Annotated in this window: 19 protein-coding genes; all 19 read left to right on the forward strand. The window is 33.6% G+C overall.

The features are described 5' to 3' along the window. Positions 1 to 179 precede the first annotated feature (179 nt). The 19 genes from Q0893_RS06425 to Q0893_RS06515 all read left to right on the forward strand — a co-directional run bounded on the left by Q0893_RS06425 (position 180) and on the right by Q0893_RS06515 (position 25,468). On the forward strand, positions 180 to 2,276 hold the full coding sequence (locus tag Q0893_RS06425) for a tetratricopeptide repeat protein (RefSeq protein ID WP_299273551.1): 2,097 nt from the start codon (positions 180 to 182) through the stop codon (positions 2,274 to 2,276). A 1-nt stretch (position 2,277) separates the two neighbouring features. Continuing rightward, entirely contained in the window at positions 2,278 to 2,904 is a 627-nt protein-coding gene (locus Q0893_RS06430) for a response regulator transcription factor (protein WP_299273554.1), read from the forward strand. Between the two features lie 185 nt (positions 2,905 to 3,089). Next, on the forward strand, positions 3,090 to 3,872 hold the full coding sequence (locus Q0893_RS06435; protein WP_299273557.1) for a hypothetical protein: 783 nt from the start codon (positions 3,090 to 3,092) through the stop codon (positions 3,870 to 3,872). A gap of 12 nt (positions 3,873 to 3,884) precedes the next feature. Continuing rightward, on the forward strand, positions 3,885 to 4,844 hold the full coding sequence (locus tag Q0893_RS06440) for a caspase family protein (protein ID WP_299273563.1): 960 nt from the start codon (positions 3,885 to 3,887) through the stop codon (positions 4,842 to 4,844). Continuing rightward, a complete protein-coding gene (locus tag Q0893_RS06445; protein WP_299273566.1) occupies positions 4,844 to 5,410 on the forward strand; it encodes a toll/interleukin-1 receptor domain-containing protein in 567 nt (188 codons plus the stop codon). The genes Q0893_RS06440 and Q0893_RS06445 overlap by 1 nt, the downstream gene beginning before the upstream one ends. Positions 5,411 to 5,415: 5 nt before the next feature. Next, positions 5,416 to 8,124, forward strand: coding sequence for a hypothetical protein (locus Q0893_RS06450; RefSeq protein WP_299273570.1), 2,709 nt, complete (start codon positions 5,416 to 5,418; stop codon positions 8,122 to 8,124). A 2-nt stretch (positions 8,125 to 8,126) separates the two neighbouring features. Next, positions 8,127 to 9,317 (forward strand): hypothetical protein, encoded by a 1,191-nt coding sequence (locus Q0893_RS06455; RefSeq protein WP_299273573.1) that lies wholly within the window; start codon positions 8,127 to 8,129, stop codon positions 9,315 to 9,317. Positions 9,318 to 9,542: 225 nt separating this feature from the next. Beyond that, positions 9,543 to 10,592 carry a toll/interleukin-1 receptor domain-containing protein gene (locus Q0893_RS06460; RefSeq protein WP_299273576.1) on the forward strand — a complete coding sequence of 350 codons (1,050 nt, stop codon included), beginning with the start codon at positions 9,543 to 9,545 and terminating at the stop codon, positions 10,590 to 10,592. Between the two features lie 12 nt (positions 10,593 to 10,604). Further along, positions 10,605 to 11,345, forward strand: coding sequence for a hypothetical protein (locus Q0893_RS06465; RefSeq protein WP_299273580.1), 741 nt, complete (start codon positions 10,605 to 10,607; stop codon positions 11,343 to 11,345). A gap of 249 nt (positions 11,346 to 11,594) precedes the next feature. After that, positions 11,595 to 12,863 carry a ThiF family adenylyltransferase gene (locus tag Q0893_RS06470; protein WP_299273583.1) on the forward strand — a complete coding sequence of 423 codons (1,269 nt, stop codon included), beginning with the start codon at positions 11,595 to 11,597 and terminating at the stop codon, positions 12,861 to 12,863. An 11-nt stretch (positions 12,864 to 12,874) separates the two neighbouring features. Next, positions 12,875 to 13,144: a ubiquitin-like domain-containing protein gene (locus Q0893_RS06475; RefSeq protein ID WP_299273588.1), complete on the forward strand. Its 270-nt coding sequence runs from the start codon at positions 12,875 to 12,877 to the stop codon at positions 13,142 to 13,144. 2 nt (positions 13,145 to 13,146) lie between these two features. Then, positions 13,147 to 13,680, forward strand: a complete 534-nt coding sequence (locus Q0893_RS06480) for a ubiquitin-conjugating enzyme E2 (protein WP_299273593.1) — start codon at positions 13,147 to 13,149, stop codon at positions 13,678 to 13,680. Positions 13,681 to 13,682: 2 nt separating this feature from the next. Next, positions 13,683 to 14,282 (forward strand): hypothetical protein, encoded by a 600-nt coding sequence (locus tag Q0893_RS06485; protein ID WP_299273596.1) that lies wholly within the window; start codon positions 13,683 to 13,685, stop codon positions 14,280 to 14,282. Then, positions 14,279 to 15,904 carry a Mov34/MPN/PAD-1 family protein gene (locus Q0893_RS06490; RefSeq protein WP_299273600.1) on the forward strand — a complete coding sequence of 542 codons (1,626 nt, stop codon included), beginning with the start codon at positions 14,279 to 14,281 and terminating at the stop codon, positions 15,902 to 15,904. The genes Q0893_RS06485 and Q0893_RS06490 overlap by 4 nt, the downstream gene beginning before the upstream one ends. Then, a complete protein-coding gene (locus tag Q0893_RS06495; protein WP_299273604.1) occupies positions 15,905 to 16,909 on the forward strand; it encodes a hypothetical protein in 1,005 nt (334 codons plus the stop codon). A 732-nt stretch (positions 16,910 to 17,641) separates the two neighbouring features. Continuing rightward, a complete protein-coding gene (locus tag Q0893_RS06500; RefSeq protein WP_299273609.1) occupies positions 17,642 to 22,648 on the forward strand; it encodes a hypothetical protein in 5,007 nt (1,668 codons plus the stop codon). A gap of 428 nt (positions 22,649 to 23,076) precedes the next feature. Then, positions 23,077 to 24,156 (forward strand): MotA/TolQ/ExbB proton channel family protein, encoded by a 1,080-nt coding sequence (locus Q0893_RS06505; RefSeq protein WP_299273614.1) that lies wholly within the window; start codon positions 23,077 to 23,079, stop codon positions 24,154 to 24,156. A gap of 12 nt (positions 24,157 to 24,168) precedes the next feature. Continuing rightward, on the forward strand, positions 24,169 to 24,915 hold the full coding sequence (locus Q0893_RS06510) for a hypothetical protein (RefSeq protein ID WP_299273617.1): 747 nt from the start codon (positions 24,169 to 24,171) through the stop codon (positions 24,913 to 24,915). Then, on the forward strand, positions 24,905 to 25,468 hold the full coding sequence (locus Q0893_RS06515; protein WP_299273620.1) for a hypothetical protein: 564 nt from the start codon (positions 24,905 to 24,907) through the stop codon (positions 25,466 to 25,468). The genes Q0893_RS06510 and Q0893_RS06515 overlap by 11 nt, the downstream gene beginning before the upstream one ends. Positions 25,469 to 25,470: the final 2 nt, after the last annotated feature.

A 25,470-nucleotide genomic window follows, 5' to 3' on the forward strand; every position in this document is an offset into this window, starting at 1 on the left:
ACCAAAAACTGAAACTCCGAAACCAGCAACTGATACCAAGGAAACTGTTGAAGATATCAGACCAGGTACAAAAGGGCAAGACAATTCTAAAAAGTAGGATAAGTCTTCAGTTTATAATAATGCTTTATTATCTTTAATGATGTAAAGCATTATTTATAAAGTATTTATGCCGTAATTCTATGATTGTGATTTCAAAACTTAAATATCTGTTCTTATGCAGTTTTATTTGTATTAACCTATTAAATAGTCAGAATAAGACCATAGACGATTTATTGGTTAGAGTCGAAGCTAGAACAAACGATGATTCCTTAAAAGTTGATATGCTAAACGATTTGGCTTGGGAGCTTACCAAACTCGATCCCGATAGCGCACTAAGCTATGCAAAGCAAGCTAACACTATAAGCAAACAGTTATCCTATGGAAAAGGCAAGGCCACCAGTATGGTTAGAATAGCGACCATATATCTCAATAAAGGCCAACTCAATGAAGCTGAAACTTTATTTAATGATGCGCTTCATGAAGAACAATTGAACAAGCATACCTATGGGATTGGGAGAGCTGAAAACCAATTAGGGAAATTATACACTTATAAGGAGCAGCAGAGCAAAGCCATTAATCATTATGAAAAAGCATTAGAGGCTTTTGAAACTCTAGCATTAAAACCCCAAATCGCGTCTGTTTGCAATAATATAGGCGTGGCTTATAAAAAAATCGGGGCGTTTGACATAGCCATACAGTACTACCTCAGAGCTTTAGAAATTAGGAGGCAGTTGAAAGATGATAAACGCATCGCATATTCGTTGTCAAACATTGGGGCACTTTATATAACACTGGAAGAATATGACAATGCCATAGAGTATTTAAATCAAAGTAGGGAATCGTTGGAAGAATTAAATGAATCTAACGAACTATATAATGTCTATACAAATTTGTCCATCGCCTTTTTTAGAACCAATAGAGACTCTACATCGCTAAGCTATTATAACAAAGCATTGGCCTTAAATGAAACATTGGGAATACAGGACAATAATGTTAGGTTGTATAATGTAAGTGCTGGAATTGATTATAATAGAAATAATTTAGATTCGGCATTGCGTACTTACAAGAATGTTTTGGACATTTTGAACAATAGCGAAAATAAATCGGGATTGGTTGATGTGTACTACAACTTGGGCAATGTTGAGTTTAAAAAAGATGCGTTCGAAAACGCAATTGAATACTATGAGAAAGCCCTCGATTTGGCAGAAAAGAAGAACGATATAAACATTCAACTTCAGTTAGTAGGAAATCTGTCACTATGCTATTCTCAACTTAAGGCTTATGACAGGGCCCTGGAGTATAGGAATAGATTTGTCGACTTAAACGAACATATATATGATGTCTCAAAAAAAGCAATTATTAGTAATTATGATTATGAAGAAGAACAGCTAGAAAAAAAAGCCTTGGAAAAGGATAAACTAATAGCCCAACAAGAACTGGAAAAGACCAAAATGAAAAACTATGCCCTTATTTTTGGACTTTTTTTGCTCATATTGCTTTTACTTGCGATCTTGAGAGGAAACAAACAAAAGCGTAAAGCCGATAGAGAGCAGATAGAAAAGCAGAAAGTTCAAGAGTTGCTCAAAAATCAAGAGTTGAAATCAATAAACGCAATGATAGAAGGCCAGGAAGGAGAACGACAGCGCATAGCAAGGGATTTGCACGATAGGCTTGGTAGCATGCTCTCAATGGTAAAAGTCCATTTTAAATCGGTTGAAGAAAACATTGAGAAACTTAAAGCTTCCAACAGAAGCCAGTATGAAAAAGCCAATACATTGCTGGATAACGCCTGTGACGAAGTTAGAAAAATATCACATGACATTGCATCTGGTGTGCTTACCAAGTTTGGATTGGTGGCTGCTTTAGAAGATCTAAAGGAAACATTGGAGGAAAGTAATAGAGTAGAGGTTGAGTTTATTGCCCATGGCTTCGATGCGAGACTGGATAATAATATTGAAATTACGATTTACCGAATCGTTCAGGAACTTGTGAGTAACATCTTGAAGTATGCACAGGCAAAACACATTACCATACAACTGATAAATAATGACAATAGTTTGCATATTACCGTGGAAGATGATGGTATTGGGTTTGATTACAACGAAAGTAAAGATAAAGGTATGGGCTTGACCAATGTTGCTTCAAGAGTGTACTCTCTCGATGGGGAACTAAGCATAGATTCAATGCTCAATAAGGGAACAAATATTTCGATTGATATTCCATTAAACAATATATAAAATGATTAAAATAGTTATAGCAGATGACCACGAAATAGTCTTAGATGGATTAACTTCATTAATTAGTCCAAATGATGGTATTGAGATTGTGGGAAAGGCCAATAATGGAAAGGATGTCATTCCTATAATTAGGGAAAACGATATCGATGTCGCTGTGCTGGATATAAACATGCCCAAGATGGATGGTGTTGAACTTACCAATTATATTAGGAGTGAATTTCCCAACGTTAAGATCCTTATCCTTACCATGTACAAGGAAGTGAAGTTTATTAAAAGAGTATTGGAAGTTGGAGCTCACGGTTATATTCTTAAGAACAAAGGAAAAGAGGAGCTGGTAACAGCAATACAAACTGTTTATGAAGATGGAGAATATATAGGTGATGACATCAAGGATGCCCTTATCTCTAGTTTAAGATCTACCAATGTTTATGGTCAAATCAGACTTACTCAAAGAGAGAAAGAAGTTCTTAAACTCATCGCAAAAGGACTGTCTACTCCAAAAATAGCAGCACAGTTGAGCAGGGCTGAGTCTACAATTAATTCCCATAGAAAACACCTTATCGAAAAAACAGGCGTAAAAAACTCAAAGGAACTTATCATTTTCGCCATAGAAAATGGATTAAATTAGTTCTACTGCCTAAATTCAAATGACCATCTTTTTGGTAAACTCCCAACAGTTGTAAACTGTACTGATACTGTGGTGTTAAAACCCATTTATCCCTACTTCTAATGATACGAATATCAATAGTACTACTGTAGTAAATCGTTAGTTTTTAGCAAATATTTGTGATGTTAATTTTTAAAACTCACAAGATGTCAAAACTACAAATTCAGTATTCAAAAGAGCTTGCAAAAGCATTAGGTAAAATTGCGGTTTACCTTCCCGGCGAGCATGTAGAGGTCGGAGACATAATTACGTTTCCTTTTGGGAAATCAATTTTCGGAAAAACCAAACCAATTGGTTCTTTCAAGAAAATCACCAGTTTGGATAAAATTGGCGTGCACTATGAGAAGCCAAAGTTCTCTAACAATCCAGATACCTACCATTTCACAAGTAAAAAATCTATATCATTTGATGTCAACCTAGATACCAATATGGCTCTAGGTGGAAATGGACTACCTGAAAGCGATAATCTCATCGATGTGCAATTTTCATCAGAAGGCGCCATTTACTTTTTAGGAATAGATTGTGACAAAAAAGAGTTGAGCGATCTAATATCACTGGAAAATGAGATCAATGTAAAAGGAAAGCAGATGCTATGGGAAGATACCTACTTAGTGACATCGGTTACAATAGCGAAAAAGGCATTGATCATGCAATCGAGAACCAAATCTTCCAGTCTGGTTTTGGAAGGTAACGTTAAGGGCGTCAAATCAGGGGCAGTTGACGCATCTGGTGGCGCAAAATTTAGTATAAAGAGGCAAAGAGGCGATGTTTTTATCAAGAACTGGTCGGATGATGTCACCGTCTTTATGGATGTCATGAAGTTTGAAAAAGAAGTGTTTAGTAGTGAATCCTACAGAAGTACAGAAGATTTGGAAACTTTTAAGATCAAAATGAACAAGGTCAGCGCAAATGAGCTATTGACCGATTAAACTATAATTATTATGGGGAAAAAAGCACTATTGGTAGGCATAGATCATTATAATCATCATAAGAACCTCAAAGGAGCTGTGAATGATGCGCTCAAGGTCAATCATGCTCTTCGTAGAAATGATGACCATACCCGAAATTTCGGAATTAGGTTGCTAACCGCTACTAGCAAGGATGATTGTATTTCAAGGAAAGACCTAAGAAAGCAAATAGAAAACCTGTTTAACGACAAGCATCAAGAAACGGTTTTATTTTATTTTGCCGGCCATGGACACCTTGGTGCTACTGGGTCTTTTTTAATGACTTCTGATATTGAAGATGGAGAAGCAGGGGTGGCATTGGATGAGGTTTTAACATTGGCCAATGCATCACCCTCAAAAAATAAAATCATAATTCTGGACTGTTGCCATTCAGGGAACGCAGGAACATCCATCGATCTTGGAGGAAAGGCAATCTTGGCAGAGGGAATGACTGTGTTAACTGCATCAGCTGCAGAACAGTATGCAGCCGAAATCAATGAATCTGGAGTGTTCACAACATTGCTCGTAGACGCCCTAAATGGTGGTGGGTCAAATCTGTTGGGACAAGTTACTCCAGGAAGCATATACGCACATATAGACCAATCATTGGGCGAATGGCAGCAGCGCCCTATTTTTAAGACAAATGTTGAACATTTCATCTGTTTAAAAACCACCAAACCTTCAATCGAGCTCACGGATTTGAAGCGTATCACTGCTTTGTTCCGAAATAAAACCGATGCGTTTGCACTCAACCCTACGTATGAGCATATCTCAGAAACAATGATACCAAAACATTCTGAGGAATTTAGAGTTTTGCAGCGCTATAATAGGGTTAATTTATTGATTCCCGTCGGTGCCGAACACATGTTCGATGCGGCCATGCAAAGCAAGTCATGTAAATTAACCGTACTTGGACAACATTATTGGAACTTGGTACATAAAGAGATTATATAATGAAGGAATCTTACAAACACGATGTCGCCATTTCATTTACTGGGGCAAACAGGGATATTGCTCTTTGCATTGCCCAAGCCTTGAAATTGAAGTGTCCAAAAATTCGAACATATTACTATCCAGAGCGACAAGAGACCATGTTGGGAAAGCTTCTAAAAAAGCGCCTGTTGAAAGTGTTTCAACATGAATCAAGGCTAGTGGTCATCATCGTTTCCAAGGATTATATAAATAAGGACAATGCCTTTGTTCAAACAGAAATAGAAGCCTTCATCCCAAGGTATCTAATGGAAAAAGACATGGGTACCTATGTTATTCCAGTAATGATTGATGACACGGATATTTCAGAAGTGCATGAAGCATTGAAAGGCATGACTGGATTCCAATGGAAACACAATCCAGATGAACTAGCAAGTGAAATACAAAAGATACTTGGCATACCCAAAGGAGATAAACAGAACGATGCTCAAAACACTAAAGGAGAAACTGAGAAAAAGACAATCATATCCAACAACAACATAGAAAGGGATGGCATTTTTGGTAATGGTAATACAATCAATAATAATTAGGGGTAATGGAAGTAAGCTATAATGAGGCTGAACAGTCACACGACAATGATATTGATGCTAATGTTCACGATATCAATACTGCTAATGGCGAGGAACAAGAAGACGCAGACAATGCTAATGAAAATAACGTTGAGAATGGGGGAAATGAGGCTATGGATGGCAATGACAACGATAATGATAGTTCAGAACCTAAAGATCCAGTAAAAATTGAAGTTAAGAACAACGATATTGGAAGGGATTTATTTCTTGGAGACAACAATACTGTTACTAATAATAACGATATTGGAAGGGATTTTATCTCCGGAGATGGCAATACTATTAATAATATTAACCTTGATGACAATATTCGTCCAAGACCATTCACTTTTGCTGATATCATATTTGATGTTGAAGAGATCGCAAAGCACCATATAGAGGTTTTACTGGACGAAAACTTTCTTATCATTAATTGCTCCCATGATGGTATTGCAGAAAGTATCAGGCAAGCTATAGCTCAAAATGACAAGCTTAACGCTTTCAAAAAACAACAGATCATATTTGATACCCATACTAAGGATAAACCAGATATAACACATCTTATCCAGAACTGCCGGAAAAAAGATCTAAATGGGAATAACGATAAACTGTTGTTATTTGTTGATGATAACAACATAGATAATCCTTTACTATTACGCTTGTTATCAAAAAAGGGAACCAAGGCAAGAGAAGATATTATTGACAAGTTAAGGGACGATATGTGTATTGCCTATATCACATATCACGAAAACAAAGATTTTTTAGAGTATTCATCCTTTGATTTTCAAACGGTTGATGCCTTTGGGATATACATAAAAAACTATGACATTTCCATGTCTACAAAGGATATTATCCTGAGGGATCAAAATGATGGATACTGGGGAGAAGGTGAAAAAGCGTTACTCAATGATTTGGATAAGATCATAAATGAGTCTAATGTTGAGCAGATCATTATAAACAAGAGGAAAGAAGGAATAAAAGGAATAGAAGACTTTGTAAGGATATTTCAAGATGAGAACAGCCCATTGGGAAAGTATGTGTTGTTTATTGCCTCATTGTTCTCCGAATTGTCATTGGATGTTTTTGATAGCTACCTCAAAGCTTTGATAATAGGCCAGTCTAAAGTATTAATAGGTAAAAAAAAGTGGGCTCTACTCACTTTGTGGGAGGCTAATTCTGATACGATATTACACCAATGTGGTTTGCAGACCTATTTTAAGGACAATCAAAATCAATATTTCATAGATTTTAAAAACACAAAAGAAGCTATTAATTGTAAGAAGGCACTATTGAGGAGCATGACCTTTTTTACAAATCAACAAGCACGCTTGTTTATTGAGAAGCAAGCGCTTTTTAGTCAAGGGTCACCTCGGGAATTGCACGATCAAATCCACCCTGTGATTGCAGATTTAAGCACTAGTTTCAAGAACTACTTTGGAAATGAGATTTTGAAAAATTGGTTGTTGGAATTTGAGCCACAACGCAAAACCCTTGTAAAACTTAAAAAAGACTTTGAACGCACCAAGGCAGATAGAAAGGCAGTCTCCAATAAAATAAAGGAGTTTCAGGACATGAAGGCTATTGAAAATAAAGAAGAAGAACTAAGATTTTTAAAGAGGAGCTCTGCAATAGATTTTCAGCAATTACATCAAGATTGGTTGGAAGAACTGCAAATGGTCAAGTTTTTATTTCATAGGCAAGAAGGTCTACCAGAAGGGGCTTCTGTGACAAGTATTCTAAATCAATTGTATGATCTCGATAATAAGTTCTATAGAAGATTGGTGGATATCAACAACGAGTATGTACCTACACATTATCATCTCGATAGCAATATTCGTCTTTTTGTAAATCTGTTGACAACCATATATGAGCATGGAAGGGACAAAACAGCACAAATTATCAAGGATTTTTTTGAGGACAGGTTTAGGTTTGTTCATCAGCACTATGTGCTATTTGATATACTCACCAAGTTTTATATCAAGAATGAAGACTATATCTCCCTTGAATTCTATTGGCAATGCATAGAGCACAATAACAAATCGATCCACGAAAGTGCCATGGATGCGTTGTGCGAATTGTTTCTAGAACAACCGTATGAGATACAAAAAAGTTTCATTCAAATAAAGCAATGGTTGTCCAATTCTCCAAGTGAAGATAAAAATGTTCAAATCATTATTATTTTCTTCAGGGTTTTTAAGGAGCTACAGTTGAAGGAGCGTAAAATTGAAACCGAGCCCAAGGACAGTCATACGTTTAAAATGTTGTTTGAAAGTAACGAACCCAAACCCAATGCAAAATGCCTTCAATTCATTTTTGAAGGCATGCTCCAACTCTACGATATTAAGAATGACAATACTGTTTTTTATAAAACCTATGGCAATACACTTAATGAATACATTTCCATGGAAAATAGAAATTCCCATTTGCCGATAGATACCATTAAGGAATCTATTGTCACCTTGATATTTCATTGGTATGGCATTGTTGATCATGCTGGTCATGAAGGTAAGCAATTGCTTCTGGATACCATTTTGAAAAAGACCACATCAGCTCAATTGAGAAGCATTATAAAGCACCTTGAAAACTATCGCTTGCTTTTTAACAAGAGACTCTCCAAAATCAATGATAGAAAAGAAAAGGATAAGCTAATAGCCAAAAGAGCAACGCTTGTAGAGCTGACAAATTCATTAAAACTATAGTCATGCAAAAAAAATTCTCTGTTAATTCAAAACAATTTTCTATTAATTCAAACGACACTCTGATGGACACCAGTATATTTCAAAACATCATTCGCCAGGTTGATCCAAAACAGACAGACTTGGACGAAAAATATGAGCAATTGATTATCATTAATGATAAAACAGGAGCGCCTTTTTACCAAAAGAGTATCAATATTAAGTTCAGTACATTTTTGGGGCAAAAATATAGTCACTACATCATTAACTATATCCGGTTTTCAAAGGTTGATGATCTAATGTGCGAATTAAGTGATCCCAGAAATGGTAAGACCATTACCCTAAAACTATCATTAGAAATAAGCTGTATAAAAGAAAAAGGAGTAGAGTTGATTCAATTTCTAAGGAAAAACAAAAGTGCTTTGGAAACCATCCATATCGTTATTACCAGATGGATAAGAAACTTCTTGGAGCTTCATCCTAACTTTATTCATGATTTTTTTATGCTGGAAGGACAACTTCGGAACCATATCATAAGTGAAGCCGAAGATATAGGACTCAAGTTCAGCGCTGTATATTTTAATCCTATTGCTCTCGGTAGCGTCTCAATAACCGATCTAAAAGAGCGCTTTGCAAAGTTGGAATCTAAACGTGGGCTGGTTAAGATTGAAGGTAAATCAAAGAACATCCATTATGATATTAAGTATGGCTTACTGGCTGTTAACGATTGGTATGTCTTTCATAAGAACCATATGGAATATAGTGATAATACTAAACTAGAGTACCAAAGTATAAGTGAATATATGAAGAATGAAATAGAAAGAGAAATCAAATGCTTGTCAGTTGCACGTATAGCAACTATTAGTCCTGGAAATTTAGACGCTATTATCATGGAGTTCTATAATAAAGCCAAAAAGGTTATAAAAGAAGAATTTGGACTAGAGTTGGACAAACCAAGGCTAATAAGAATTTCCAACTTAGATAATGACGACGATGAGATATTGGTAAAAGCACTTCTTAAAAAGCGAAAACAATTGGAAGTTGATTTAAGCAACGCCATAATGGGAGACGATGATGATGACCTGATAGACCAATTAACGGAGAAGTTGAAAAAAATCAAAAAACGCCTGAAGGATATTTCTGGAGCGAGTAATATTACAATCAAGACCTACCTAAATTCAAGCCCAAGATTACCCGAAGGTGGTGAGGAAGAGTGATCAAGCCCATTACAATGTACACATGTTAGTTTATTGTATTTCAAAAGAATTCGGTAGCTATTCAACCTAAGCATAATGGCTAAGTAGCTATTGTGATGAACTCGAGTAGAAATAAAAAGATTTTACCTTTTATCCTTAAAACTAGGGAGAAGAAAATCAATACAATTTGCGACTGTACAAACAATGCTAAGAGTGATATTTGACTAATGGTTTTTATGAGTTGTTATGCATAAACTTAATTATAAATATGATGTGGCTATTTCATTTTCTGAAGCTCAAAAGGATGTTGCTTCAGGGATATATGTAGCCTTGGAAAAACTAAACATTAGACCATACTATTATCCCTATAATGAGGAAGAAAATGCAGGAGCTAATCTCAAGGATAATTTGATAAAGTTCTTTGAAAGTTCTGCAAAACTGTCTATTGCCATAATTTCAGAAGAATATTTGGTAAGCGATTACGCTAGGTTAGAGTTGGAGGTCATTTTGAAAAGACTCGAGAGGGAACCCAATTGCTTTATCCCTATAATATACAAAGAGGTTGAGCTTCCAAATAGCATAAAGGACCTAGCCTATCTAAAATGGAAATCTGACCCAAAGGCAATTGCAGATACCATTTCTAAACGATTATCAAAAAAAAATGATACAAGGCATCTCCCCAAAATAATGGAAGCGCCTAATGTTATAAAAATAGAACGGATAAAACATGAGTCATTTTTGGCAGACCATAGAACAGACCCTATAAGTAAAGGACTTATTAAGGCTGGTGACGAAGTTGTTGTTTGTAAGTCTTGTAAGACTGTTTTTTTCAAAGACATATGGATCATAGCATTAAAAGGGATGCACTGTAACCAAACAAAAACACTTCGCAGTTTACCTGTAGTCAATTTAGATGATGCAAAAGCCATTGTGAGGCGTATTAACCAAATGGCGTCCTATATCGGTTTTGAACTTAATATCAACAGTCAAAATCCGGTATTCAATAAAGTAATTCTGGGGGCAGATAGATTGATTTTTAAGCTCCAGGAAAAGAGTCTTAAGATTATTACTGTGGTTGTTCATCTTGGGCTTTTAAACAAAAAGAACTGCAAACTGGTGTATCGATCTAATAGAGAAGCAGCATTGTTAATGGAATCCATGACTGGCAAGGATGCTATATTCCTTAACGCCACTCCACAAGGAAAGATTGGATTTGTACTAAGTTTTAATGGCGAAAACCTAACAATGTTTAAACAGTTTAACAGTCTAATAATAAGGTTGATAAATAAAGTGTAAGAAATATAAATTATGGGGATTTTATCGGATACAATTACAGTAATAAGGGAAGATTTAAAAAAAGAACAAATCAGTTTTTCCGATGACTTGAACCAAGATATTGAACACTATATTTCAAATAAATTAACAGACAAGGTGAAAGGAAAACAAATCATACAAAATATAATAAGTGAAATGATTGAACATGGAAAAGTACAAATTGATCTTCTGAAAACAGGTGACCGCACCATGTACCGCGTGAGTCAAGAAATTGAAGATTTGAAGATCTTGCTGAGACCTGAGCGGAAACCCTTTCAAAAGGATATGAGAAAATATGGTAACCAGTTTTGGCTGTTTTTTGCTCTTACGATTCTTACAGTATTGGTTTTAGTTTATCTTTTGGTACTACCAGTTATACATAAGGGTTTGATAGAGCATAAGTTGGCTACCCAACTCATTTATCGCATTTCAATCTTAATTCCATTTAGTACCATCATAGCACTACTAATTTATCAATACCAAAATGCTCTAAAACATTACCACAAGGCTTGTGAATCAATTCATGTAATGGGAAGTTATCCAGCAATAATCAATACAATTTGTATGAACCAAAAAGAGAAGGAAAGAGCAAATTCAAGGCTGTTTGATATCCTATTTGGCTGGAATCCACGTCCCAGTGGTTGGAGCTCCAAGGACAAAAAAACACCTGATATAGAACAAGTCCTAAAGCATATGGTAAATAACAACAAAAAGAAAAAAACAAAGGGAAAATAAATTGAATTTCATAACACACATATGGTCCAAGATTATAGGTTTTTTTTCCTCAAAGGAACCAGAACCTCCATTCCAACGTATCGAGACCAGAAATAAAAAAAGATTTGTAATAAATGAAACGAGGCGAGTAAATACCTCAAAAATGAGAGTCATTAATAGCAGCCGCCCAAGAAGCTGCCCACTTTGCGGCTCCACAGGGACAATAATAAAGTATAATGGAAAATGGAAATGCGATACTAATAAAAGAGGATGCGGACACGAATGGTAAAACAAGAATCAATGAAAAGTTTTAATATCATACATACAAAAAATTTCGAAGATAATCCTACCGATAGGCAAGAACGCATTGCCTGGTGGAGTCAGGAAAAATTGAAAAAAGCCAAGGTTATGGTGGTTGGAGCTGGCGCCATAGGCAATGAAACACTTAAAAATCTGGCACTGCTCGGTATAGGAAACATCTTTATAGTTGATTTCGATATAATATCCACATCCAATTTGAGCAGAACAGTACTGTTTAGAAAAACAGATGTGGGCAAGAAAAAGGCTGAGATAGCTGCTAAGCGTGTAAAAGAGATGGCTTTTCACGATGATATCAATGTGGAATGGTTTCATGGAGATCTTGTTTGGGATTTGGGAACTGGTGTTTTTTCGGAAATGGATATTGTATTGGGCTGTTTGGACAATGTCGAGGCCCGAATGGCCATAAATAGACAATGCTGGTTGGCTAAAACCCCTTGGGTGGATAGTGGCATGTACGAACTTGGATTGCGAGTGGAGTTCTATAACCCACCACAAGAACCGTGTTACGAATGTAACTTAACGCCAACGCAAATACAAAACTCAAATAAGCGCTATTCGTGCGATTACACCAAACTCAAGGCTTTTAACGAAGACAAAATGCCTACAACGCAAATAACATCAGCAATTGTCTCTGGTATTCAGGTACAGGAAGCTGTGAAGTTTATCTGTGGAGAAAAGGTGCAAACAGGTAAGCAGATTTATTTTCAGGGAAAGACAAATGACTTCGATATATTTTCAAAACGAGCAAATGCTTCCTGTACGGCACATGCCAGCTATCCTGATGTGACCGAAATTCCGTTGGATGTTTATTGTACCCTGAAACAATTTCTGGAATTCGTCTCTCAACAGCAGTATGCTGGGACCAATGCGACTCTGGATTTTAGAGGTGACCGCACTTTTATAAAGACGGTGTCTTGCCGAACATGTCACAAGACTATCGAGCTCATGAGACCAGTATTTAGAATTGAAGCAGATGAGTTTATTTGTAAGAGCTGTAAAACAGAAGGAGAGTCTTTTTCCAATACAAATACCAATCTAGAAACCGAAAAAGTTGTACAGGACACCTTCAACATTGAAAATACGGATGAAAGCCTATTGAACTTCACCTTATACCAATTAGGTGTGCCCCACATGCATGTCCTGTCTGTGCTGGATTCAAACGGTACCTATAAATATTTCAAATTAATAGATAAAACAATTTTAAAATCAATTCATTAAATACCAAAATTATGGCAGATGTTACAATAAATTTTATGCACCCAACAGATGGAAGAGTAATCAGTGTTACACTAGATAATACGATGACTGGACAAGAAGTTATAGCTGAGTTAATAGCTAACGATTTTGTCCCAGCTAGCAATGAAGGCTACAATATAGCTATCAAAGGTGGTGAACAACTCGAAAACGAAAAGACCTTACTTCAGAATGGTGTTGAGGACAATCAAACAATTAGAGTGATCCCAGCTACTGATGCGGGGCTGTTAATTTTTAAGTCATAGTGATGAGTCCACAAGAAATTAGAAACCTGAGATTGAAAAATGACTATCGGGAAATGGTCAATATTAAAGGAGAGGTCATTTCCTGGGAAGTCTTAAAAGGGACTCCTCCTTATGTAGAGTCCTATAAGGTGACTCTTAATATTAAGGGAGTCATTGGTGAGGGGCCAAGATATAGAGACACACATGTTGTTCATGTAACAATGCCTGCCAATTATCCCAAGGCAGCTCCAGATGTAAGGATGAAATCCACTCCTTTTGTATACCATCCAAATTGGTACAAGGATGGCAAATGGTGCTTTGGCACTTGGCTAATGTCCGAAGGGCTGGGACACCATGTTACCAGGATGGCAAGAACAATTCAATATGATACCGAAATCACAAACGAAAAAAGTCCAGCGAATAGAGATGCGAATGCTTGGTATAAATCTAAGAAGCGTAAAGGCCTGTTTCCATGTGATACAAAAACGCTTCCTGATCCTACAAAGGATAAGATAAGCTTTGGGAGACCTCAAAAAAAGAAATTTGATATCAACTAGATATGCCCAAGCGATTTAAAATAAAGGGAATCACCGATAGTTACACATTAAGGCCAGTAAGTGAAGTAAATCTTCACCTAACAGAAGATTGTATTCTGTCCAATATCCAAATTTTGGAAACTGCAAACAAGCTGTTTATTTCTGATACGGCAAGAAGTACCATATTTGACCATATAGGTTGGTCGGCAAGCACAGGCCAAAACAATGTAGAACAAGGCGGGCTGCTTATAGGACATTCTTACGTGGATGAAAGTGACAGTTCGGTTTTAGGGTTTGTGGAGTATGCCATACCTGCTTTAAGCGCAAAAGGCTCTATGGTTTATTTAGAGTTCAACCATGATTCATGGAAATCTATGATGGACCAATTGGATGAGATGAATGCCACAGTTCCCAATCATGCCGAATTGCAAATAATAGGATGGTATCATACACATCCTGGAAGATTGTCTGTGTTCATGTCTGGTACAGATTTAAATACACAGCGAAAAATGTTTTCAAAGGATTGGCAGTACGCCATAGTCTTAAATCCTCAAAAGCAAGTATGGAGAGCTTTTAACGGAAAGGACTCCAAAGAATGTAATGGGTATATCTTAAAACAATGATTATGCAAAAATTCGATTTAAAACACCACGAAAATAATTTGAAGGCGTTCTTCAAAAAACATGGAATAGAGTTTTATGTTGCTAAGGAGCAGCCGAGTAGACTAGAGATTTTCTTTACACTAAAAATAAGAAGCTTTGTTTCCGAAAACCAACTGTATAATGAATTCAAGTTTGCCATTGATATAGCAAAGCATAGATATAGCACAGCATATGATATATACATTAAAAAAGGAAGCAAAATCCCTTTTCATCCACATTTTCAATCCTATGGTGTTTTAAATCATTTTGCACTATTTGAGAATAAAGCAAAATGGGTCGATTTTATACAAAAGAATGGGGATATAATGACTTATATAAAACGTATGATCTTATCTCTAGAATTTAATGCGAACTATATTAACCCTAATGAAAGTGTAAACAAAAAAGCGCTCATTTGGTATCTCAAAGAGCGGCATTCTGAAGCTTCCAACTTTCCCACAGATTCATTTTTTAGAAGGGTTTCTTCAGAGGGCTCAAAAGTGGGTCAGAAAAAGAAGTTTGACGTAGGTGGAAAGGAAGGTAGCTCATCAACGACAGAACAACGTCCTGGAAGTAGAAGAAAGTTCAACATTATTAAAAAAAAAAGTTATAATGCAGAATCAGGATTGCTAGAGGACAATGATTTTGAGGTTGACTCTGCCTTAAATGCTGATATTGGGAACCTAAACTCCAATTCCATTCTTTATATTGGTACTAAGGCAAAACAGCAAATATGGGATCATGTTCAATGGGGAATCAGCGACTCCAAAATCAATAAAATAGAGCAAGGAGGGATTTTATTGGGGCGTGTTTTTTTTGATAAGCAACAACAAATTCAATATGGAGTAGTGGAAGAGGTGGTCCGTGGGGAAAATGCCAAAGGAAATGCTACATATTTAGAGATGTCTCACCAAATTTGGTCTCAAATGCTCAATGATGCCGATGAAATTATTGATCAAAGGGACAATGATAATATTCAAGTTATTGGATGGTATCACACGCACCCAAATCAGTTGGATGTTTTCATGTCAGGAACGGATCTGAGAACTCAACGAGGCTTTTTTAATCAAAACTGGCACTATGCGATTGTTATCAATCCACATAAACAAATATGGAAAGCTTTTGTAGGTGCCGAAGCCAAACAATGCAATGGGTTTATTCTAAAGGATAGTAACATTGAAGTCACCAAGACGCCACTTGATGATACTGCCTCAAAAAAAAAAGATCGGAGCAAAAAAAATCTGATACTGGCACTGATCCTAGTTAGCATCTACGGGATTTTACAGACTTACCTTACCCAAAGAGTAAAGAGGAATGAACTTGAACTTAAGGAGAAGATATCTCAATATAACAACAACATCATTTGCCTACAAGATTCATTAGATAATACTCAAAGAAAGAATCCCAGTAATTATTTAATGACACTTATAGAACAAGTGGAGCAAAATGAAACATTTGAAAGTAATGAACTTCTGTCTGTTCAGAATGGCCATATCTATTACAACGATTCAATTCGAGTAAAATTTATTATGAATGCTTATAAGCTTGATACGATTGCAGAAAAAATGATAAACTTAACTTTTGAAGGTAGACTATTGAATTAAATGGGTAAGTCTGTAATAATAAATAGGAAAAGGCACGTATCTGTATTGGCCGATCATAGGTTGGATCCAGTTACAAAGCAACTTTTAAAAGTTGGTGATGAAGTTTGTGTTTGTAGTAAATGCAAAACGATATACCTTAAGGATGTTTGGGTTAATCTAAAAAATGGTAAGTGTTGTCATCAAAGCTCAACGTTGTCCGATATACCTAATTTAGAGTATGGCACCAATCCACAGCCAGTTTTAACAAGTAAAAGCTTTAAAAACAGTTTCGTTTTTTTTCTGTTATGTACTGTCATTTTAGGTAGCTTGTCCGTCTATTGGTACTATACTTATGAAAAAGAACATGCAAAGAAGAATAGGCTTCAGTATATTATAAAAACAAAATATATTGGTTTTCAAGACAGAATTGATGAAATAAATAAAAAAGTAGATGAGATCAATTCTGATAAAAAAGATCTTAAATATCAGTTACAAAAGGAAAAATTAACTACGAAAAGATTAAATAATAGTCTATATGAGGTAGAGTTTAATATTGGTAAAAAACAAGGAGATTTTCGAGGATTGTCATATGACAATAATCCAGCAGGTTATGTTTCAGGTTATAAAATGTATTTTGATGTAAAAATGCCAATAGTCATAAAACAACTGTCAATTTTTCCTGAGCGTTCAGGTTATATTACATTACAGTTGTTTAATAGTAATGACGAATTAGTGAACGATTTAAAAAATCATCAAGTAGTGGCATTATTAGATGATTCCACTTTCGATCCCAAGCCAAATATTATTCCATCTTTAAACTTTAAAATAGAAGAAAAAGGGAGGTATTATTTAACAGTTAAGGAAGATGTTGACTTATGGTACGATGCTGTAGAGGGCAACTATGATTATTGCAAAAATGGAATTGTTGAGATTATTGGATGTAGCTCAGAAGGCTATTTTTATGACAAGGATTATTATGCTTATTTTTATGATATTAAGTATTCTTTAAATATTAGTATAGATTAAAACTTAATTATCGAATCAAATTTCCCAGTTTCATATCTGTATATTAAATATTATTATTAACAGATACAATTTAGGATTATAGATGATATAGTTCTAAATTTATTTCAATTGAAAACATTTTTTCATTCTCCTTAGCTTTTGTATCAATTCATTTGTAAGGTTTAGAATAGTTATAGTTTGATTATTTTAGATTTTTAATTTATTTGAAACTTGTAATAAAAAATTAACGTTTCATTATTGTTTCACCAAATCATGAGAATAGCATTAAGGGGTTATAAAGCTTGGGTTTTGAGTTTTGGTTCAAACCTGTCGCGATAAAATTGAAAAAGCAATTCTATTTTTTTAGATTATCTCAGCTCACTTTTACTCATTAAATTATTTTAATTTCATATAAATTCAAAATTCCCCTCTTCTTACTAATAAGAAAAACATTTGTTAAAAAATCTGTTAATCAGTGTGTTACGATTGTTTTTTTTTCTTATATTTAAATTCTCCCTATAAATAATTAGTAGTGTCGTTAGATCAACTAGCACTTTACAGGCTATTAAATTATTTGATTTTCAATTCCTATTGATTTCTCAATATACTCACAATAGAGTCAAAGCTTCTACGTGTTATTTGATAGAATAAACAACATTGATCATAATTAAAATTCTTACAAAACAATTTTTTGTGATTTACATTACATAAGACTTAAGTTAATAGGATTTATTGATTTTTTAGATATTATAAATGAAAAATAATAATAAGACTCTGGTAGTAATTGCTACTTTTCTAAGTTTAAACCTAGCTATTTGTCAATGTGTTAAACCAGTAACTAATACAAATAATGTGTCACAGTGGGATGACTTAATCAATTATAATGTCTCTGGTCAGATAAATAAAAATATTCAATTTGTGCAAACAATAGATGGTTATGGAGAAGGTGATGTTAATATTGATTTTTATTCCATTACAATAGATCGTCCTAAAAATATGACCAAATTTTTGGATGCAATGAGAAAAGATTTAAATCACATCATTTTTAGTCATTCCCAAATTAAAACCTTATTTGGATCATTTAAACCCTACTCTGAAGAGGATAAAGTTAAATGGAATTCCGACAATCCTGAAGGAGCATTAATGTCATTTACTATGGCAAGTGCTGGATTTGCATCAAGAAGGGGTTCTGTGGTGCTATCTTGCCATACACCTAACCAATGGATTTTTACAACCGTTACCACCAATAATGATGGATTTCATCCTGTAAGTGGAAACAGAGCATTTGGGTTTATAGAAAATAATGACAATACTATCACTATTTATACTAAAGCTGCAGATAGGGTTGCTGTTGTAGATCCACTGCAAGAACTCATAGGAGGAGCTTACACAGTTGATGGACCAATTTTTTATTTTGGTAGTAATATATGGAGTTCATTCTTAACAGGATTAGAGCTTAAATACAAAGACTATAAAGTGCATGAAGGCAAAAAGGTTGAATTTAGAAAAGTGATTAAGTATAAGAAACCAAACTCACCTGTGTCAACTGGTGCAACACTGAACCTAAAGGATAATATTCCATTAATGCTTGATAGTCAAAAAGAGGCTTATTTAGAAGGAGTGACCAGTTATCAAGAATTAGATTTGATGTTTGATGAGGCATTGGATGGAGCACAATTAAAGAATGAAATTGCTAAGGCAATAAAGGGAAAAAATGACACACTAATAGCATATTATTCTGGACATTACTTTTCATATTCCCTTAAAAAGAATATATATAATGCCATTAATATCTTAAATACCAACGCTCGGTTTGATAAAAATAAATTAAAATTTGAGTTTGATGGTGATCTTGCCAAATCAATATTTATCAATGAATTAAGAGCGAATTTCAGCAATGGAATGAACCAATCTGTTCTGGATAATTTTACCGGTTCAGAAACCAGTATTTATGGATACAAGGCTAATGCGATAATAGAAATACTTAAAAATCTCAATGAAAATCAGTCTTCATTCAATGATGTTATCGAAGCAATTGGTGAAACTGTAGAAAGCGGTGTAAAGGAAAGCTTAGAAGCAGAAATTGAAAAAATTGAAGATGAATTATTGACCATGGGCTACGATTATTTTAAGGCTCAATTAGACATGGACGATGAAACTGTAGAACAAATATTAAATCTAAATGACTTAATAAACAATAAAATTTCATGGGAAGATTTTGAAACTCAAATGATCCAGAATATTGATCAATTTATTTTTAACGCAGCATTGACAAGTGGTAATTGTCTGTGTAGTCCTCCTAAATGTTCTTACTTTGAAGCTATTTGCACGGGTTATTATTTGAAAAATAGAATTTATGATTGGGATTTGTCATTGAATAGTGTAATAGAACTGTTAGCTGATTTATATCCTGCACTGGATAGTTTTAGGGAAGGTTATGAGTATTATAACAAATTAAAAGAGTATGTTGACGAAATTGAATTTGCTCTTGATTTATATAGAAAAACAGAAAACCTTAATAAAATTGTCAGAGCATTTAAGAATATAAATGAGAATATTGAAGAAATTGGTGATTTGAACCTGAGAGACGCAATTGATGCCGATATAGCTTGGCGATTAGAAAGAAGTAATAAAATATTAAGGGATCCTTCCTTGGGACAATTAGATTTATTCAAATGGAAAATATATAAAGATGATACCAGATTTCCATTAACGAATTTTATGATAGATTTTGAGAAGAATTCAGCAGGTTTAGTTCAAAATTTGCAGATACTGGAATTAGAATTTGCAGATTTTCCTACCATAAGTGCATATCTAGGTAAAATTTCTATCAGTATTTCCAAACTATTGAGCTATATTCAAACTGATGTTAAGCCTTTGTTTGACACCTATAATCGAGAAGTTAATAGAATTGATGAGCTATTATTGAATGGTATATCTGAAGCTAACGATTTGTATGAAATTGCTAAAGATAAAAACCAAATTAACACTTTGAAGAATGTGAGCTTTCTGGCGTTTGAAATGGCTAACGGTGATGTTATGAACCTTTTAGATTCTATTAATAATAGTAATAAGATAGTGATTGATCTACCTGCCAAATTAAATAAACTTAGTGTTAACAGATTTGAATTTGAAAATGTAGAAACTTATAATAAATCGTATTACGCAATTCTTCAAGAATTGGAAAAACTTTACGATTTTCAAGATGAAGAACTTATTAGAAGACGATTAAATGAAACTACCTATCCTTTCTTTTATTTCAGACAATTTCCGCCTTATTTCTATCGGATGTCGTTGGATCAAATGAAACTAGAACCTTCGTTGCAGGATTTTTTAAAATTAACAATGACTTATAGAGGCTTGATGATGGGAGATGCGCATCCTCAAAACTTTGGGACTGTACTGCCTTTAGTTAAAGGAGATACTTTAAAACTTGTTGCGAATGATCCTGATGATGGTGGAGAAGGAAGTTTGTTTTTGGATTTTTTCAGATTTTTGGTTGGCGCAGAATTACTGGAAGAAGAATTGATTAGTAATAATATAGATTTAATATTTGAGTCGTATGTAAAAGGATTAAAAAATGAAGATCACGATTATAGTCAAGCAACAAAAGATTTAATCACCAATATGGATTATTATAAGAATCGTTTGGTTAATGAGCCCTCAAAGATAGAAGGTTCTAAGTTTAGAAAAGATAAATATTTGGTGCCACATTATTTAACCAATCCATTATCAAGTGAAGAATTGGATTTTGCCGAATCTGAGATTAAGAAGTTCTTTCATAAAGAGGCCTTAGTGGAGGATCACTATAAATATAGAAGATTTAAAGGAGGATCTGGAGGTAATTTAAGATGGGAAGTGCTTGTATCATTATCTCAAGATAACATTCGAAACCACTCTTTAAAAAAGAATTACTACTGGATAGAGTTTAAAATGTTAGGAGTCATACCTGGGAATTATCCAGCCAGTTCAATTGATTACTCGGCAATTCCAGAGGATCAATTAGTAGATAATGCAATCAATAGATATAGAACCAATTTAATCATTGGTCAGGGTATAGATGCCATGCCGTTATACCGATTTGTTAAAACTACTGATGGTCCTGCTATGATGAGATACCGATCAGAAGGGAATCAATTTTATCCAATAGAATTTTATAAAGCATTTAATAAAGATTTACTTGAGGAAATGATTCTTGATCAATCTTATCTTCTTGGTAAAGTACACTTAAAAGGTCATGACTTATGGAAAAAAGAAGCAGATAAAAATACGATTGGTGATTACGTTAACTCTTTGAAAAATCTTGATACTAAAGCCTTAGAGACATTTATAAAAAAAATAAAGTCTAACCTTGTAGCAGATTTTATCAAGATAAAAAACTATGATGATGAACTCTTGACCAACTATTTAAGGCTAACACAAATACCAAATGAAAAAGTAGCTCAACTTAAGAAATTAGTAGTCAAGGAGTATTTTGATGCAATGGATAAAGATGAACGGAATGAACTCAATGTTTATGAAAGAGACTATTTAGATACTATATTAAACTTTAAAGATGCTGTCAAAATGTTAATTGTAGTCGAGGAGAAACGTTTAAAAGCGAGTAAAAATCAAAGAAAATTAAAAGAGAATAGTCCAGAATCATTATGTGTGTATGAAATTAATTCGCAACCAGCTAACATTGTTTATGATGAAAAGGAAAGGGGTTGGAGTAAATCTGATTTTGAATATGTACTTATGGCTAACATATCTGGCGACACTATCAATTCAACAGGCTTAAAATTTACGGATGGGATCAATCATGAGTTTAAAGACGATATTGAAATTCCTAAAGACGAGTTTATACTTATAGCGGGAGATATAGAAGCCGTAAAAATGAGATATGATTTCTCCGAAATAAAGATAGCATATGAAGGAGAGTTTGAAAATATTTCCAGTCTCAACAAAACAGGTGAGTTATTAGCTCTCAAAAGAACTTTGATTGATGATTACGGAAGAGAATTAGAAACTACTTATATACAACAACACTATGACCATTCGAATTTTAATAAAAGCGATAACTCAATATTACTAAACACTACATTTCAAAACAATTTAAAGAGTGAAACAAATGTAGATTATTGGATTAGTAGTAATAGAAAAACGCATTATGGGATGTTTACTGATTTGGTTCCGGTGGCAATAAATTATAATGGAGGAAAGAATAAATATGACTTCATCATTTTGAGAAACATAAGTGACAAAACGCTTGATACTAGAGGGCTAGTTTTTTCAAAAGGAATCAACTATATATTTAAAACAATTTTGGCACCTTCAGAAGAGATAATGTTGAAATCAGATACTTCTATAAAGTTACCTGATTATAATTACGCAGATAATGTATTTCAGTATGAGGGTAAGTTAAGTAATTCTCAAGATGAGCTTAAATTAGCAAGCATTTTAAATCAGGATGAACGTAAAATATGGAGATTAAAGTATGATAAAAGTTGGTTTGTCAAGGCTAATGGAAATGGCAATTATATTAAGCCAAAAAATGTGTGTGATAATCTTAGTTTAATGATGGAGCCTTTAGGATGGGAAGAGGCTTCACATTCATCAAGTATGAATAATATTAGTGTCAATTGTGAATACCAAGTGCGCATTAATTTATGCGGCGGTAAAGAAGTAAATGACGTTTGGATAGAGGAAACCACTAAAGGAAGTAAAATGTATAAGTGTATTAAAGATGGAGATAAAGTTTATCCTGTTTCGCTTAACTAATTTAATGTTTTTAATAGGAATACTATATATTTAGGAGTAAAACCGAATCTTATTTATAAATTTTAAATGGTTAGAATACAAATTATAAAACCTTTGCTAAATCACATCTTATTTAGTCACCTAAATATATTTTATGATATGTATTTAATGTAATTTAACCCTACTATTAAAATAGTTTGCGATTATTTAGAGGTCACTTAATAAGAATTTTTTGATCTAATAGGCTATTTTTCATATATTTATATGTTTCCCTGTATTAATTAATACGCTATTATTTCGTTATATTCACTTCTTTGAGTTTTGTAAGAGGTGTAAATATTGTAATAAATTTAATTTTGAAATTTTCGAAAGCTTTTAAGTTAAATATGCAATGCTTATTTAATCAACATTTATATTAACTAAAGGGCATAATAATTAATTAATCAGCCATGACTAAAAAATTCCTCTCTAGTCCAATTTTTCATATTTTACTTTCAATTTTAATTTATCTCTTCTTTGTTTTCATATTTGATCGCTATTTAGATACTGAATCTAATCCATTTTTAAAAAAAGAAGTCAATTGGACAGGTTTAAATGTATTAGATAAAGATGTTATTCCTGGCATTTTTGCATTAATAAATGCCATTGTAAAAGGAATTGTAGATAGCCATATTATAATAATCTTTATGTTCTTTTACATTTTTAGTTTTCTTTCTAAAAGTCATGTTTACAGGAAATTAGCACTAGAACGAAAATTAGATTTATCATATTTTTATAAAGAGTCCATTCGTGAAAGCAAAACAGATGAACGTATTCTTATAGAGGAGGAAAACATCTTTGATAAGACCGAATATGATAAAATTATAGAAACAGTTTCCAAGAGCAAAAAGAACAAGGATAAGAGGTTTGAAGAACGCTATAGTGATCTATATAATAAATTAAACGACACACTTGATAAAAGTAAGGATGAGGCCAGAAAAAGAGTTGAAACGAAAATAGAATCTACACAAAAGACCAAAGAGAATGGGATCGAAACGTTCTCGCATTATCAAAATATGATTGCCCTTTTTGGGTTTTTAGGTACTGTACTTGGACTTATATTGGCAATAGGACTAACTGAGAATATTTTTGGAAAGGAAGTTAGCGCAGATGCCACAACAGAATGGATGCCCAAAATTGTAAAGGGCTTGAGTGTTGCATTTGTGACTACTGCATTCTCTCTAATATTTACTAAAATAATATTACTCTCTAAGAGAAAATTTGAATTTGCACACGATGAATATATAAGAATATATCACTTACAAGCGTCTACAAAAATTGATAAAGAACCAATTCCAGACCATCAAAATATACAATACAAGTTGAGAAAAGTCTCTGGTACGCTAAAAAATATAACAGATCAATTGACCTTCTTAGGGAAAAAGCTTGGAGGTGTATTTGAATGCGCAATAAGCGATCCATTAGATGAAGTAACTGAAACCATTTCGACTTTAAATAGTGAAATTAATTCACTAAATGATTCCGAATAATGATTGCATCAAATGAAAAGTACAAGCAAAAAAAAAGAAATTGAAAATGCCAATCGACAGGATGGATTTATAATTGAGCTTGTACTTGGAGTCACAGGTGCACTTTTTATGATCATGGTGTTTTTTCTGAATGATAAAAAAAGTGAAATTGGGAAAAACTCAGATGAATCAAACTTTCAGCTTATTAGTATAATTTCAACAAACGATTATAGCTGTAACAATTGTGAAATCTTAAATAAAAAGGTTTTAAATAAAGGCACTGAAACTTTTATAAAAAAGAAAATTAATGATACTCTTTTTGTCCATTCAATCGATAAAAAAGGTATAATGGAATTTAGTGTTATCGATCATGTAAATAATACAGATAGACCTCCAGAAAAGAATGTTTATAGTTTAGTTATTACTAAGGATACTATACAAATTTATAATCTGAATAAAGAGAAGCAGAGTTATAAATATCTTAAGCTTAATGCTAATCTGAATGAAAGTATTGAAATAAGTTTTGAGGCAGATAGTAAAATAGACGATGTATTTGAGTTTTATTTTAATCAGGATTTAAAAGGTAAGCTGGAATTAGACCCAAATGGAAGCACATCTTTCAATGTAAGATTTAATAGAAAAGCTAACACTATATTTTTAAAAAATGTAAAAGACAGAAGTAGCGGTTCTATTCAACATTTAACTATTGGTGATAAAAAAATTATATTAACAGATAGCCCTAATAATATTGATCATATAATTATTATAGATGTTAAATAAGTATTTACAAGATGTCTTTTTTGGTGTGTTAGGTACAATAGTTATTCTAATGCTATTTGCCTATATTTTGATGTTTAGTGCCATTCCTGAAAAAAAAGTGTTAATGGCATCTATGAGTACCGAAAATGAAGAACTACAAGATTATATTTCGAAATCCTTTATAAGCTTTGGGTATAATGGCGAGTACATTGACGAAATAGAGAGAAACGATAGTCTATGGGCATTTTATGGAGGTGGTCAAAAAAACAATGAAACAGATCGCTCTATATTATTTATTAACGATACTACAGATCATGCAACTACCATTCATATTTTGAGTGAAAACCGATTATCACTTCGCTCTCCAGAACAATTAACCGATAAGATAAATATAAAACTAAGCTTGTTGGCTGGCGAAATTGAGCATGATACCATATTTAATATATCCATAGAAGATGTTATTAAAACACAAGACTCAATGATTTTAGGTAAGAGTAACAAACTACATTCATTATTTAATGTAGGTCTTGTGAGAATAAGTAACGATAAAATCAAAATAATTAAAAAAAAATGATC

Source organism: uncultured Psychroserpens sp. (genome assembly GCF_947494225.1).
Classification (GTDB): Bacteria; Bacteroidota; Bacteroidia; order Flavobacteriales; family Flavobacteriaceae; genus Psychroserpens.